Below are 15,226 nucleotides of genomic sequence, written 5' to 3'. Positions count from 1 at the left end.
TCCTTTCTGTAGTTACGGCTCCAAGACATTACAATACGGACACCGCGCCACTGTGTCCGGTATACCGGACAGCCCCGTCAGATACCTCCGCTCTTCCATGCGGATATCCTCCAGCCCGCACGCTGCCGTAGTTGCGGTCAGATCATGCAGCAGGCCAGCACGCTTATCCACAAGATATGGAAAAAGATGCTCCTGAGGCTTGTTCACCAGATGCAGCCCGCCGCAGATCAGCTCGTCCTCTTCCAGATGAATATTGCCGCTGCCGATGGTGCGGATCTTGAGCGGCGTGGTATTGATGTATTCATCCGTCCGGCTCAGGAAGACAATATCCTTCTCCTCGAATACCGCGGTCTTCACCACAAAGGTTACCAATCCCGATTCCAGCCTATTGAGGATATACGTCCGGACCGTCAGATCATCCGTGAGTCCAAATTCCAGATCGCTGCCCTCGGGATAGCTCTCTGCAAGCGGTTCTTCATCAAGGGTCTGGCATTCGAGCATGTCACCGTCGATGGAGAGGACTATCAGCTCTACCGGCTTCCGGGATCTGTAGCGGAGCGTGATGATTCCGTTCTCCTTGAATCCTCTGATCACCAGCGATTTCACTTCATCCCCGGCCTCCACCGGCTCAGCAAGGGCAAATTGAAGCGCGTTGTCCTCAGAGCGCACCAGGCTGTATTTCGGATAGGCGGCCTGGGGCTTATACGGCCCGTTCTCAAGCGGCTCCAGCTTCAGCGTGAAGCATTGCACGGAAGCCTTGACGAGCACATCCGATACATAGTCAACACCCGGCGTCTGCTTAATCACGGCATAGACCTCGGAGACATACAGGTTCTGTCCCAGCTCCCAGCCCGTGTTCCCGTCTGCGCCTTTAAGCGGATGAAAGAACTGCTTCAGGTTATCGATGATCCGGCCCTCAGCTACCTTCCGCTGGTCCGGAGAGGTAAAGACTACGGTTGCCTCCACAGCAGTGCGGACATAGTCCGGGCCAATGACCTCAATCCCCGGCTCGGCGTTGTTCAGGGGGGCTGAGATCCGTTCACACAGATAGGCTTCAATCTCACTGCGCAATTCCTGGCTCGGGACCGGTCTCGGATCATCTGTCTCCGGTACCACGATCAGGGTAGCCCTACCCGGGGTGAATTCCAGCTCCCGGTTCATAGCACTGAGACATTTCACCTTGGCAATCTGGGGCATCGCTTCACGCACCAGCCATTCCATGTCCTCAGCGGTTACGCCCCTGTTCCAGCTCTTCAGCGTATGCGGCCCGCGAAGCTCGGCCTTCTCCGCTTCCTCCTGATCGAAGCCGCCGTCCGCCGCCACCGGATTCGTTACGGAATCCAGCCAGCTGTAGCTATCCCATATGCGCGATACCGAGCCTGCAGCAACATTCCCGGACGCCCCACCGCCATGCTTATAGTCACATAGGATGTTGTCAGTGCCCATAGGCGGAATCATTCCGCTCCGTCCATCCCCGAACATGATCATTCCGGTGCTTCTGTCCAGCATATAGTGCCTTGAATCTGAAGAGGATACGGAGAATGTATCTACTTCCTCCCACGGTATCCATGCCCCCTGACCGGTGGCTTCCCGGACCTTAAGAAGCTGGCCGGGCAGCACGGGTATCTTGGACAACTGAACGATCTGATTCTCCTCACCATTGCTGGAGCCCAGAAGCTCTCCCGCAGCGGTATTGGAATTGCGGGCCCAGACCGCATTAGCGAGAATGGCATCCACCTGCGGGACAATCTCGAACCGGCCTTCATCCAGCCGGGCACGTATCCAGTACTGCTCCGTACCGAACAGCGGCCGCTTCGCAATATCTCCCGGTACGGCAAACTGCAGAATCTCCCTGCGGGTGAAGCCTCTGATCTCATCATTCACGCTGAGCGTCAGCCATCTTCTGCCGTCCCAATACTCCCACGCAACCACTGGACGGCCCAGCTGTTCACCGGTTAGCGGAAAGAAGAGCGACACGGGCAGATCGCTGATATCACGGTCAAAGCCCAGATAGAAGGTCGGCTCCGTCTCAGCGCACGGATAGAAGGGCTTGAAATACTCACCTTCGTTCCGGCAGGCCGCCGACCTGTCGGCGAAGCTGAAGTTATTCTCTGTGAGTACGGTCTGCGGGTGCGCCTCCAGCGTGTAGCTGTAGGCAATACTGAGCTTACGGATGGAGGGCGGCGCGTAAGTCGCCTGGGTCACCTTGAGCTTGGCTACATTGATGCTTCCCTCCCCAAGCTTGACCTCTTCATCCTGATATTCGTATTTCGCATCCTCGCCGTAATTCCCGCCGGTGATGCGGGCCCGGACCCAGTACTGCTCTTCACCGCCCAGCGTCAGCTTCTGGATACCCGGACAGACGAAGCTCAGCGTTCCGCTGGCAGTAAGACTGCTGACCGCACGGAGGGCAGCGCCGCCATCAGCTGCACCGCCTTCGTCCGTTCTCTCCTCAAGACCGGTGATCGCAAGCCATTCCTGCCCGCTCCAATATTCCCAGCCAAGTCTCACATACGGTGTGTCCGGCAGCTTGCTGATCTCCGGCTCTGACAGCTCCACCCTCAGCGTAATCCGGGCACCCGGCTTCGAGAAGGCCTCGCCGCAGGCGATATAGAACGTATCGTTGATTCTGGGCTTGTCCCCCAGCGGATAATAATCCTTGCCCATATCCAGCAGGTTCCCGTTATTCACCGTCACATCCGGCGGGAGCGGCTGCGGACTCACCACGTTAAGCTCCAGCCGGATATCTTCGATATCTGGCATGAGCACTCCGGCGGTTATAGGCTTCTTCAGCTCGGCGAAGATCCATTTGCCCGGCCATTCCCGTAGCGTCCCGGACGATCCGTACCCCGCCAGCGTCTTCGTATGCACGCCAGTCAGCCGGTCGAACCGGACCACTGCCCTCCACAGAGCATTCTCTTCCTCTTCCGCTTCGGCTATCGAGGAAGGATACAGCTGCACAGAATTCCCTTCTTCATCGAAACAAAACCAGTCCATATGGTTCAGCAGATTCCCGGTTCTGTCCTGCCCCGGCGCGGCCTTGCTCAGCGCAGCTGCATCAGGCTTGTTGAAATAGACCGATAAGCTGCTGCCCGCTTCCTGGAATCCTAACAGCTCTGTATGCCCCAGATACAATCTGTGGACTACTGTAGAATCGCCCCTGAACAGCCGGGCAGGTCTGCCGGCAGGTCCCCCGGCAAGCAGATCATCCTGATTGCTCCACTGGTCCTCCTCCGGATCGAGACTCGCCGCCCGGACCGGCTGCGCCATAATGACGGTCAGATCCTTGTCTGTCTCAAAAACCACCTCCGCCCCCTGCTCCGGCTGGGAGGATACCCGGGTTCCGGCCTGAACCGTGTTATAGCTGCCCGAATCCGGCTTCAGCCGGAAGAGCAGCGGAACTTTGGCAGCACGGGGCGGAGTAGGATGAATGCCGATCAGATTCAGGAAGGAGGTGAAGTTCTTCGCAGGCGCCTGATTCAGCCGGCTGATCACTTTGCCCATCATCCCGGTGAAGATATGGACCAGCGCATCTGCCTTCTTGTCTGCCTCAAGCTCCGGCACATCCATCCATTCCCGGCTGCAGTATTGGTAGATTAAACGTCGTAGCTCGGGAACCAGCTGTTCCTGATCCCGTTTATCAATAATAGGCATTTGGTTTGGCATTATTTCCCCACGCTTTCAAGGAAGAATGGATAGACCAGATTATATTTGCTGTTGCTGGCCCTGATCGAATAGTCAATGGACACCTCAAGCTCGGAGCGGTCCGAGCGCGGGGTAACCGTAATGTCGTCCACTTCAATGCGCGGCTCCCAGTTCTGCAAGGCTTCTTCAATGAAGCTTCGCAGCAAGGTTGCGGTGCTCATGGTATTGGGCGAGAACACCAGCTCATTCAGTCTGCAGCCGAAATCGGGCCGCATGACCCGCTCGCCGCGGGCCGTTGACAGAATCAGAATGATCGATTCCCGGATGGAGTCTTCTCCACCGGAGGATCGGAGACTGCCCCGCTGGACAGCGAGCGGATACGTCCAGCCCCGTCCCAAAAAATCTACAACTTCCATCTCTCAGCCTCCTATTAAGACCGTTCCCGCCGCAGACACTTTCCCTACCGGAAGGTCGGCCGGATCATTACAGACAAGCGCCGGATCACCGTTTCTAGCAGCCTTTTTCCCGTTGATAAATACCGTCGTGCTTCCGGCGCTGATAGTCCCCTTATTGGTTGGAGGCTTCTGAAACGGGCCTCCCTGCGGAACATGGGCCGGCGTATTCGTGGCCGTAGAATCCATGGTGGCTGCCGGCTGCCCCATAATCTTGACATTCGTGCTCAGCGCACCGTCCAGAATTCCCGTGAAGGGATGGGGCAAGGGTGTCGGAACGAGAGCCGATCCGGCTGGAAGCATCACGATATGTGTATCCGTCGCCAGAATCCGGTCGCCTTTTTTCGCTGCAGGCTGTCCCATGAATGAAGCCCCCTCTCTAATTAATTTTGACCGTAGCCCCTTTGATCGTCATACTGGCGGCGGCTTTGACCTCCATCCCGGCCGAGGCTTCGATGGCAGTGCCCGCCGATGATTTCATTTCAATGGATTTGGCGGACAGGGCCAGCTTGCCTCCCGCCGAGATTTCAATATCCGCACCGGCGGATACCGACACCTTATTCGCCTTGGTATCCAGGATGATCCGGTTCTTGCCTGATTTGTCGCTAATCCGGATCTGCTCCGCGCCGCCCTTGTCATCCAGCTTGATTACGTGGCCCTTGGCGGAGGTAAGCGTGATGCTCTCTTCCCCCTTGGTGTCGGCGAACTGCAGAACATGCCCGCTGCGGGATTTGAACAGGCGGATATTATTCTTGCCGTCCTTGTTGGTCTCCGGCGGCAGGTCTTGTCCATTCCACAAGGAGCCAATGATATAAGGGCGGTTGACATCCCCGTTCTCAAAGGCTACCAGCACCTCATCCTCCACCTCCGGCAGGCAAAAGGCTCCCCGCTCCTTCCCGGCCATCCAGGACGCCATTCGCGCCCAGTTGGATTCCGGCATCCCCATCAGCGGGATCTTCACCTTCACCCGTCCGGGCCCAGGCTTATCCGCATGGTTCGCCGAGTCATTATTGATGACAATCCCCACCATTACACCGAAAATCCGTCCCTCATTCATAATGCTGTCCATAAAATTGCTAATTCCGGGTCCTTCACTCATAGGCCAGTCCTCTTCACCTTGAACGTCGTGGTATAGCCCTTGCTGTCGATCTTGTGAACTGTAGCTACAATGTAATAAATACCGCTGAAGCGCTCGCCCAGACCCATCAGCTTCACAGTCTGCCCCGCCCGGAGCTTAGGGTTCCCCCAGCACATGCCTTCCCCGGCAATGAACTCTCGCAGGCGGCTGTTGTAAGCGGCGGCGGCCAGCACCTTGGCTTCGTTCATATCCAGCAGATTCTCGGCCATAATCGTAATCGGTGATTCCCCGACCGCTGTGGTGCTGATCGAGAAGCCGCCTTCCTTCCCGCCCATTCTGGTCGTCTCTTCCCCGCTCTTAGCAATGGCCTCAAGCTCCTTCTTCTCCTTCACATCCCAGCCCTTAACCGTCACCTTGCTCCCTCGGGTAAGAGCCCTCAGCTCCAGATTCAGCCGTTCAAAATCCTTCTTGAAGCTCATCTCCGGCAGCACCGGGGCCTTCACAGACCGCGACTTGACGAAATGCAGCTTCTTATCTGCCGCGAACAGCTCATAATCGAGCAGGGCTGCCCGCTCCAGCAGAAATTCGTAGTTGCTCTGATTATTCTGGAAGAGGTAGGGATACACCGTTCCGGTATCCTCCACCACAGGGGTCAGTCCATGCTCCTTGGCGATTTCCGCAGCAATGTCACTATCCTTCTTCTTCAGAAAAGCTTTGCTCCTCGTCCCCATACGCAGCCTGTGCAGCAGATCATATCCGCGGATATCCAGCACCGAATGCTCCGCAAAGTTCAGATCCAGCGAGGTAATCTCCCCGCTGATCATCTGCTCCGGCTGGTCGAGTCCAAGGGAGAGCTTCAGCTGGTCGCCCGGCTTAAGGCTCGTCAGATCCGTTCCCCGCCACATGCCGCTTCCGGCATTCACCATATTCATCTGGATGGAAAATACCGCCGGCAGATTAAGCTCATCCTCCAGCGTGACGCCTTCCACCGCCGCTGTCAGTTCAGCGGACAGTTTGCTTCCGTTCAGCTCAATTTTGTAATTCGCTACACTGGTGCCCATGCAATCCCCGCCTTAATCCGGGATAACCAGAGTTCTCCCGATATCGTTTTTGCCAGGAAAGCCAACCGGATTGACGATCCTGTTCAGTTCGGCAATTCTGCGCCAGGCCAGCGGCTCCTTCAGCGCCTCATTCGCAATGAGATCGAGCCGGTCCCCGCTTTTGACCACCCACAGCTTCCGGCAGGCATTCAGGCCCTGGCTGTCCTCCACCGACTTGTCCGGCTCATCCGTGATGAAGGTCACATCCAGAAGCGAGCGGACAGGCGTGCCGTTATCCATGAACATCGTGAACTTCTGCTCAATCTTGCTCAGCAGGCCGCGGTAGGTGAAGCCGCCCCAGACGAACATGCAGACCGGCGGTTTTTTCGTGCTTTTGCCGCTGACCTTGGGATCAAGCAGCGAGGTCAGCTGCCGGGTCTTCTTGCGGACATCCTTGCGCTGCTCATAGGTATCGTAGAACAAGGAGACCTTGAACTCCGGTGTCTCTGTAATCTGGAACTGCTTATTGTTCTTCTCCCCGGTATATTTGCCTTCAAAAGAAACGGTGTACTCATTGGGGTTAAACATCACCTCAATGGCACCCACGGGCAAATCCAGAGGAATGATCTTCGCTTTCTCCGCCATTATCTTAGCCCCCTCCGATCCTTGCGTATTGCCATTCTCTTCTCCAGCACCTGATATACCCGCTCAGCCAGCTGATTCAGCTCTGCTGCATTCATGGCCGGCGGCGGAACGGCCTTGGTGAAGGTCTGCGCCGGAGCCTGGGCCGCCTGTTCCTGCAGCACCCGCTCCAGCTGCTGCTGCATGGGCTCCGGCAGAGCCGCGCGGGGCGCTTCAGGCTTCCGCAGCACCAGGCGGCTATGGCTGGCGGCAGGCTGAAGGTCCGGTTCATATGCAGGGCCATCCGCCCTAAGCGGAACGCCGGGCCTGCTTCGCTGCGGTGCGGACGGCAGCTCCGTCCGGTCCGCAGCGTAGATCAGGCCAGCCTCCACCGGAGCCGCAGGCCCCGGCCCTCTTGAAGCTGCCCGGCCTCCGGCTGCGGCCATTCGCGCGGAAGCCGCCCGCCTGGCCGCAGCTGGTGCACCTGACGCGTCCCCAAGCGGCAGCAGGATCTGCGGCTGCGCCAGCTGCAATGACTTCATCGGCTGCCTCAGATGAACCGTAGCAACAGCAGCGAGCAGCGGGCTTAGAAGCTCCTGCCTGCTCTCCAGCTGTTCAAGCGTTGCCGTCAGCTGCCGCCCTAATCCGAGCTGAAGACTTGCACTTACGCTTGAATGGGGAAGCAGCAGATTATCGGGCTTGAAGCTGAAGGTGGGGATCTTAAGCTGTGCTTCCACAGCGGTCTCGGCTGAGCCTGAGACGGCCTCCCGTATATGCTTCAATGCTTGTGCCGGTACCGGATGCCCTGATTTCTGCCTCAAGGGCTGCGCGTCCGCTCCGCTCTCCACTTCTTGCTTAAGGCCATAGGTCCGCAGCAGCTGCATCACCTGCACCAACTGCTCATGACGATGGACTGCATGTGCCGGTCTGCCTGTCATCCTGTCCTGCTGCCCTGGAAGGACAGAAGCAGTCGGCAGATCGCCTCTGTTCTGCCTGTCTCCCTGGCTTCTTTCGGTTGTAACGCCTGGAGGCTGCATCTTCAGAACAGACGACCCGGACGGCGCAGAGACTTGCACCTGTCTTGCTCCGGCTGGATGAGCAGCTACAGGTTCAGCCGGATGAAGCGCTGTATTTCGAATGCGGTACTCCGTTGTTACTTGATGTTGATTGCTTCTATGCTGCCAGACTCTCTCTTGCAGCACCTGTACGGAGTTAAGTCGTCCTGCTGCTGAATGAAGTCCGCTCCGTAATTCCTCAGCTTGACCAGGAGAAGCAGATGGAGCGCTAAGTCCAGCCGTGCTCCTGCTTTGAGTAATGAGCAGGATGCGGCTTGCCGGTCCGGGATTGTTCTTCCCCGTTACTGCCGGATAATAGAATGACTGATGGATATGGTTGGTCACCATGTCCGTACGCTGCGATGTCTCCGGTTCCGCAGCATACAGCGGATTGTGCCGCAGGATCAGGCTCTTCAGCTTGCTCCGCCAACGGGTCAGGCCGTATTTTGCCAGAATCGACTGAATGAACTCGGTCTGCTTCTGATTCGCAGGAGCCGCCGTGCTCCGAATGCTCCGGCTCATTACCGGTACCTGTACAGACCGTTATGAGTCAGAACCAGACTCTCGACGGCTACCGCGCTGCTGCTGGCGTTGAACGCCGGCCCTTCCCATTTGATGGGGCAGGCTTCGATGAAGTTCCACCACACCTTGGGTGTGCCGGAATGATCCAAGAGACAGATGGACCCGCTACGCCGCCGGATGACCCCATTGACCACATTCTGATACCAGTTCCACAGATATTCATCATTCGTGACCCCGTTTTTCAGCGTCAGATCCGAGTATTTGGTCGGTCCCAGGAACACAAATTCCTTATGATTCTCACCGCCAAAGGTTTTGCGCTCCACCTGTGTCTCCACGCTAAGGCCTGAGACCTCAGAGAATCCGGCCACGGAGATCCCGTCAATTTCCACGATGAAGTTATAAGCAAGAAAGGGATCTTCCCGGTACCCGGGTACCCAGCTACTTTTCGCGCCGATATTTAGCATATTTGCCTTCATGTTATCCTCTCCTAAGCCTCAAAGAAGTTCTTCTTCTCTTCCCCGCCACTCAGCTTCTGATTGATCCGGCTGACTTCACTGCACCAGCGGTCCCGTTCAGCGTGCTCCAGGTTCAGCACCGCCGTATAGTCCCAGTGCAGATAGTAGGTCAGAAAGGCTACCTCCTCGTAGAGGCGGTCAAGGGGGTAGCCGACTATTCCCCCGGCGGTTCCAGTTCAAGCTCGAAGCGCTGCTCGCATTTGGGGCACTGCGCATGAACCGCATTACTTCCGTTCTGGTTAATCCGGTTATACAGATCCTGCAGATAAGCGAAATCCGAGGTATACAATTCTTCGATGACTCTCGGTGTAATCATGCCCAGCCCGCCCAGTCCGGTGACCACTCTGGAGAGCAGAATGACTGTCAGATACGCAGGGTTCTGCTGAACCCTGGAATCCCGTAGCGGTGTAATCTCATCGGCTGCGGTAGCCAGACGCATGGTGCCCTGCTTATGCAGCGTGCCCGCTTCATCCACGTACCCTTTGGGCAGGGTGAAGCTGAATTCAGTTTGTAATAGTTCCATGATCTCCCTCACTTCCTCCTCTAGACCATCCTCATGTCTTCGCTTCCTTCCGGCATCCCAGGCCATGAATATGATGTCCATACCGTCCATCTTATGTTTTGGCGTATCGCATCACATCCACAGTGACGATGACGAAGGGCGGGAAGCTATTTCACTCTGCGTACCCCTTCATGCACCAGCTCCATCGACTCGACAGAGACCTCGTTGCCTTTGGCGCTAAGGGCGCTGACATCATACTTGATCGGCCAGGCTTCGAGGATATCCCACTGCGCCTTGTCATTGCCTTCTTCATCCACCAGGATGATCGACAAGCTCTTGCGGTTCTTCAGCGCGCCTTTATCCTCAATCGACTTGCGCCAGTTGTAGAGCTCCAGGGAGTCGGTCAGACCTTTTTTCAAAGTGATATTCCCGAATTTGGTCAAGCCCGACAGCTTGCGTGCATGCGGGGCATCGATGCCCTCCCGGTAGTCCACAGCCTCTGTGGATGTATCCGGTATCGTTGCGTCTGCGAAGGCTGCGGTCTGAATGCCGTCAATTACAACGCGGAAGCGGTAATTGCGGTAAGGGTCTAATCTTTTGCCGGTTGCCATAGGATAAATCTCCTCTCAATCTCTTATTTGGATAAGGTCTTCTGGCTGACCCGGATGACTACGAATTCAGCCGGTTTGACCGGGGCTACACCCACTTCGATAATCAGCTGGCCGGCATCCCGCACGGCAGGCGGGTTGTTCTCCTCGTCCACTTTGACGAAGAAGGCCTCTTCCTGCGTGGTTCCGTAGAGCGCACCGTCTCTCCATACCCGGGTCAGGAAAGCCGTAAGATTGCGTTTGACCTTGCCCCACAGACTCGGATCATTCGGTTCAAACACGACCCACTGGCTGCCCTCATCCAGCGATTCTTCAATGTACATCATCAGCCGCCGGACGTTGACGTAACTCCATTCCGAATCCGCGGACAGCGTTCTGGCTCCCCAGACACAGATGCCTTCCGGCAAGGAGCGGATCACGTTGATGCCGCCTGGATTCAGCAGCTCCTGCTCCGCCTTGGTAATGATCTTCTCAATACCGACTACGGAATCCAGATAACCGTCGGTGGTGCCTGCCGGTGCTTTGTGGACACCGCGAACGGCATCGACATACGCGTACGTACCGGCAATTGCCCCGGACGGCGGCACAAGCTTCTGCTTCCCGGTCAGCGGATCGTTGATATAGACCCAAGGATAGTACAGGGCGCCGTAGGACGTATTGAATGAATTGCCCGAATAATCGCCCGCCCCCTCCTTGAAATCCTTGACCTCCAGCGGGCTTAAGCCATGCGGAGGATCTACGATGAAGATGCAGTCTTTTCTCAGCTTGCAATAATTCAGCATATCCAGGATGGTGCCCCGGCTGTACGCCATATCTGCAAGGTCTGGAGCCGCTACAATGTTGATGCCGTCAATCGTATCGAACGCGTGGATACCGGCCCGCTTGACCGCATCCCCCAGGAAATCAATCGGGGACATCCCGTTCACACCGCCGCTGAGGGACAGGGCTGTTTCATTGAACGCCGGCGTTTTCTCCATATTCTCCAGAATGGTCAGGTCCACCAGCGGCTTCACACTGACGAAGGCGGATACCTGATTCACCTTTTCTTCAAAATTGATCAAGAGCATGTTGTCGAAGATTTCGACGATTTTGCCCTCTTCGTCTTCTCCGCTGTATTCATCATTGAAATCACTGTCCAGCAGATACTGCACAATCATCTTGAAGCCAAATTGCTGCTTGTTAGAGGACGGGCTGATCTTGACCGAAATCCGGTTGCCCCACTCCCCTTCCGAACGTGCAACTACTTTGAATAAATCCAGATTATCGGTATCGCGAACCACAAGCGAAGCCGGCCGGATATCGGTGGATGCCGCTCTCACTACGTAGCAGGAGGTGCCTCCTTCCGCAAAAAAGTTATACACGGCATAAGCCAGATAGCCATTTGGAATAAACTGGCCGAACTCATTGACGAACTGGCTCCAGTTGGTAACCAGTACCGCTTTGCCGATGACCCCTTTTTCTGCGATCCCGACGAAGGCCCCGACTGAGGTGCCCACACCGGCAATCGGCTTGACCCCGCTTGAGACTTCCTCCACATACACGCCTGGCGATAAATAATTTGCCATCTCTTACCCTCCTAAAAAAGTTGAATTAGCTTCTGCTTCTGAAAGAAACCTTCGGCGAAACTGGCTCCGTGTGCATAAACTGCAGTGTAAACAGTGTTTATACAATCCGGTTAGGCACAGCTGCCTTTGTCTGCGGAATATCCGCTTGTACGGGTGCCTTGCATGTCATTCCCTCCATGAATCACTCCCTTCACAGAAGCAGTCTCTGCCAGCCTAACTACAGGGGATGAACGCCCAGCTCTTTCACCTCAACCCGTGGGATCAGGATCGTCTTATCCGCAGGCAGCCGTACCGGCGACACCAGATAGGACAGGCTCACCTTAGCCGGCTTCCCGGGGAATACTTCCCACAGCTGCTTGATATCCTGAATCGTCAGGTTGTTATAGGAGATCCGGATTTTCTCATTGCCGCATTCGGCCAGGTTCCCCCGCAGATCGCTGCCGCTAAGCACCGGATGCTCATGGAACAGCTGAAAGATCCGGCCCAGGATCAGCTGCTCAGTCTCCCTGTCCTTGGCATAAGGTGTGAGCAGATAGTACAAATCCAGATAAGCCGGCGGATACATGAACTCATTCTTGCCGCCGGTCTCTTCCTTCTCACTGTTGCGCATACTTGGGCTATGGCTCAAATAATACAAACACATTGAGAGCTTCATCGTTGAGCTGTCAATGTCACTCGGAGAGCCGAAGCTGATGAAGCTGTCATCGTTCAGCTCAGGCACATGCGCCTTCAGTAGCGCCTTCAGGCTGGTGCTGACATCTCTTATTACCGTACCTGTATCCACGGCCATGCTTATTTCACCTCGATCAGTGTGTGATAGGGCGCATAATCCGATTGCAAAAAGGTTCTGCCCAGCTTCAGATACTCCCGCTTGGCCGCCAGCATGATCTGCTTCATCCCGATCGAACAGCCCTCATGGGCCGCATAAAAGGCCGCATTCAAGGCAATGTTCTTGATGTTGCCTCCGGCCAGAATGAACTTCTCCGCCATGAAATCGTAATCCAGGCCGGCATCAAGCGGCGCTCCCGCCGGGAACATTCCCTGCCAGATCCGGCCGCGCTGCTGCTCCTCCGGGAACGGGAATTCCAGCTTGAAATGCAGCCTGCGGGCAAAAGCATCGTCCAGATTCTGATTCAGGTTGGTCGCCAGAATCACAATTCCCGTGTACTCCTCCATCTTCTGCAGCAGGTAGCTGATCTCCACATTCGCGTACCGGTCATGCGCATCCTTGACCTCAGAACGCTTGCCGAACAAGGCATCCGCTTCGTCGAAGAAGAGAATGGCGTTCGAGGTCTCCGCCTCATCAAAAATCCGCGACAGATTCTTCTCGGTCTCTCCGATATACTTGCTCACAATCTGCGAGACATCGATCTTGTAGATTTCCAGACTCAGCTCAGTCGCAATCACCTCAGCGGCCATTGTCTTCCCGGAGCCCGGCGGCCCCGAGAACAGGATGTTCAGCCCTCTTCCGAGCGACAGCCGTCCCGCAAAGCCCCACTCCCCATAGACGAGCGCGCGGTATTTCACCTGACGGCAGATTTCCTTCAGCTGATTCAACTGCTCTTCGGGAAGCACCAGCATGTCCCAGGTATACATGGCCTGGACCTTCGAGGCCAGTGCCTGGATTCTGCGGCTGGACTGGAAGTAACAGGCTTGGTAGAGATCCTTCGTGCTAATCCCGCTGTCCCTGGAGCCATTCCAGACGGCGATGTTCTCACTGCCGTTCAGCGCGGCCCGGATCTGGCTTGAAGTGAAGCGGAAGCTGCCGCTGACTTCATCCAATTCCATCTGCGGAGACAGCTTATACTTCTGGCCGAAGGCTGTCCACGCCGCCTTGCGGGCCGCTGCATCCGGAAAGGGCAAGTCGATCTGCATGAAGTTCAGCGGAATTCCGGTGAAGCTGATTCCCCACTGCGCTTCTCCAAGGATGAACGTCAGCGGTGCACAGTCTGCCAGCATCTCCATGAGGAGCCGGATCTGCAGGCTGTAGCGGTCATCCTCTGTCACCAGGCTGTCGAAGCCGGTGAAGCAGAGGGCCGTCTTCATCAGCAGTGCATGCCGTCCAAGCAATCTCAGCATTTCGCTGAAATCAGCCTCAGGGCGCAGCAGCTTCTCCAGATCGGCAACCAGCACAGAGAGTCCCAGGGTGCCGCAGACCTCGCGGATACCTCCGAGCTTCACGGCCTCGTCCGGCCCGCTGACGTATAGCAGGCTGCTGGAGCTACCGGGGCTACCGGCCCCGCTGCAGCTGTAATGCTTCACGAACCGTAACAGCTTCTGCTCCAGCTCAGCCGGGAAACGGGATTGCTGCGGAAGGGGCACCGTGCTAAGATTCGCCGCCTTCGTCAGACGTTCATCCAGCACCTCATAGCCGAGCAGCAGATTCACCGCCCAATCCTCCAGCTTCAGCGGCCGGGCGATTAACGGAATGCGGCTGTCACCGTACTCCCCTCTTCGCTCCAGCAGCAGCTTCATCAGCGGCGCATTCGCATCGAACAGCAGACGGGCCGCCTGCCGCTCATCCTCTGCCCCGGCGAATACTTCCAGGACCAAAGCAACCAAAGGGCGCTTGTCCGACATATCATTCTGCAGGTAGGCATAGATTCGCCCATACTTGCTGTCCAGCTCAGGCGCCAGACAAGCGACCAGAATGCTTACCTCCAACCCCGACAGGTTAAGTGCTGAAGCCACCTCCGGGAGCATGAGCCTGGGTGCGGGACTGGATGCCTGCCCTGCGGACGGGTAGAAGCTTGCCTTCAATCTGGCAGCAATCTGCCGTTCCAAATGAGCAATTTCCGCTGTTAATAGATTGATGTAACGCTCATCTTCAGGCGGGACATCCAGCAGACTGCGAATCTCCTCGTCCACCAGCTCCAGCTCTGCATGCGGCTTCGGTCCCGCAAGGTACCTGAGCTTAAGCCGGAGCTCCAGCAGTTGCAGCTCTTCTGCGAGATGTTCTTGGTTGGAGCTGTAGGGCGGAGCGGGTTCGCCGCTCTCCTCTCGGGGAGCTGCTGCTCTGGATATTGCTTCAGAAGCTGCTGCTTCATGAGCGGAAGCGGAAGGAGCTGCAGCGCCTGCGCCAAGCTCGGCTGCTTCGACCCGTTCCACACCGTCAGCAGCCTCCGCTGTTTCCTTTCGATAGCCTCTAGCCAATTTTTTGAATTTCATCGGCAGTTCTGTCCTCACTCTATATTTTCTTGTTCATATATAAAGTAAGTTTTGGGAGGGGAATTACAACTGGGGGGAGGGGGAATTAAATAAAAAAACAGGTTAATCATCGGATACTGTATCCTTTAGATTAACCTGTCCCGATTAAGTTGTTCTATTTGTTACCTGGAAGCAGAATGTAGGTTATACCTCGGCTTTAGAATAATATTTGATATATCTTTCACCAGGAGGTACTGACTTATCTTCTAACAGTTCTGTTCCGAGTAATATAGCCTTATTCTCTGTTCGGGAGAGGAACAGAACGTAGTAGTCTCCAAGTGTGGGAAGAGCAAACAAGCCGTAGCTGCTATTCTTCAATAATCTGTTCGTTTCCCGTATCTTATCAGGCAAGAATTCATACTCCATTTCACCGAGCGCTTCCAGTTCATCTTGTGTAGCAAGCTCTATTCCACGCT

Annotated in this window: 14 protein-coding genes and 1 pseudogene; all 15 read right to left on the bottom strand. The window is 56.0% G+C overall.

What is annotated here, in order from left to right; translation table 11 throughout:
* Positions 1-12 precede the first annotated feature (12 nt).
* Positions 13-3,654, bottom strand: a complete 3,642-nt coding sequence (locus C173_RS32105) for a putative baseplate assembly protein (protein WP_235192103.1) — start codon at positions 3,652-3,654, stop codon at positions 13-15.
* Positions 3,655-3,665: 11 nt separating this feature from the next.
* A complete protein-coding gene (locus tag C173_RS32100) occupies positions 3,666-4,061 on the bottom strand; it encodes a GPW/gp25 family protein (protein WP_036733369.1) in 396 nt (131 codons plus the stop codon).
* Between the two features lie 3 nt (positions 4,062-4,064).
* Positions 4,065-4,460 carry a PAAR domain-containing protein gene (locus C173_RS32095; protein ID WP_036733366.1) on the bottom strand — a complete coding sequence of 132 codons (396 nt, stop codon included), beginning with the start codon at positions 4,458-4,460 and terminating at the stop codon, positions 4,065-4,067.
* A 16-nt stretch (positions 4,461-4,476) separates the two neighbouring features.
* The gene (locus tag C173_RS32090) at positions 4,477-5,196 is read right to left on the bottom strand and encodes a phage baseplate assembly protein V (RefSeq protein WP_051478750.1); all 720 of its coding nucleotides are present in this window, start codon (positions 5,194-5,196) and stop codon (positions 4,477-4,479) included.
* Positions 5,193-6,236, bottom strand: coding sequence for a phage late control D family protein (locus tag C173_RS32085; protein ID WP_036733363.1), 1,044 nt, complete (start codon positions 6,234-6,236; stop codon positions 5,193-5,195). Before C173_RS32085 ends, C173_RS32090 begins: the two co-directional genes overlap by 4 nt.
* A gap of 12 nt (positions 6,237-6,248) precedes the next feature.
* Complete coding sequence (locus C173_RS32080; RefSeq protein WP_036733360.1) at positions 6,249-6,860, bottom strand: CIS tube protein; 612 nt, start codon at positions 6,858-6,860, stop codon at positions 6,249-6,251.
* Positions 6,860-8,413: a hypothetical protein gene (locus tag C173_RS32075; protein ID WP_036733357.1), complete on the bottom strand. Its 1,554-nt coding sequence runs from the start codon at positions 8,411-8,413 to the stop codon at positions 6,860-6,862. The genes C173_RS32080 and C173_RS32075 overlap by 1 nt, the downstream gene beginning before the upstream one ends.
* A complete protein-coding gene (locus C173_RS32070) occupies positions 8,413-8,889 on the bottom strand; it encodes a phage tail protein (RefSeq protein WP_036733355.1) in 477 nt (158 codons plus the stop codon). Before C173_RS32070 ends, C173_RS32075 begins: the two co-directional genes overlap by 1 nt.
* Positions 8,890-8,900: 11 nt before the next feature.
* On the bottom strand, positions 8,901-9,086 hold the full coding sequence (locus C173_RS35585) for a DUF6760 family protein (RefSeq protein WP_076083189.1): 186 nt from the start codon (positions 9,084-9,086) through the stop codon (positions 8,901-8,903).
* Positions 9,083-9,532: a hypothetical protein gene (locus C173_RS32065; RefSeq protein ID WP_235192102.1), complete on the bottom strand. Its 450-nt coding sequence runs from the start codon at positions 9,530-9,532 to the stop codon at positions 9,083-9,085. The genes C173_RS35585 and C173_RS32065 overlap by 4 nt, the downstream gene beginning before the upstream one ends.
* A 65-nt stretch (positions 9,533-9,597) precedes the next feature.
* Entirely contained in the window at positions 9,598-10,041 is a 444-nt protein-coding gene (locus C173_RS32060) for a phage tail protein (protein WP_019910188.1), read from the bottom strand.
* Positions 10,042-10,064: 23 nt separating this feature from the next.
* Positions 10,065-11,603 (bottom strand): phage tail sheath family protein, encoded by a 1,539-nt coding sequence (locus tag C173_RS32055; protein ID WP_036733353.1) that lies wholly within the window; start codon positions 11,601-11,603, stop codon positions 10,065-10,067.
* A 217-nt stretch (positions 11,604-11,820) separates the two neighbouring features.
* Positions 11,821-12,393 carry a DUF4255 domain-containing protein gene (locus tag C173_RS32050; RefSeq protein WP_036733350.1) on the bottom strand — a complete coding sequence of 191 codons (573 nt, stop codon included), beginning with the start codon at positions 12,391-12,393 and terminating at the stop codon, positions 11,821-11,823.
* A gap of 2 nt (positions 12,394-12,395) precedes the next feature.
* Complete coding sequence (locus tag C173_RS32045; RefSeq protein ID WP_051478749.1) at positions 12,396-14,771, bottom strand: ATP-binding protein; 2,376 nt, start codon at positions 14,769-14,771, stop codon at positions 12,396-12,398.
* Positions 14,772-14,954: 183 nt separating this feature from the next.
* Positions 14,955-15,226 (bottom strand): annotated as a pseudogene (locus tag C173_RS34565) (hypothetical protein); the annotation flags it as partial.

The sequence above is a fragment of the Paenibacillus sp. FSL R7-277 genome (assembly GCF_000517965.1).
Classification (GTDB): Bacteria; Bacillota; Bacilli; order Paenibacillales; family Paenibacillaceae; genus Paenibacillus_AQ; species Paenibacillus_AQ silagei.
The sequence above is the reverse complement of the archived record's forward strand: the minus strand, read 5'-3'. Positions and strand labels throughout refer to the sequence as shown.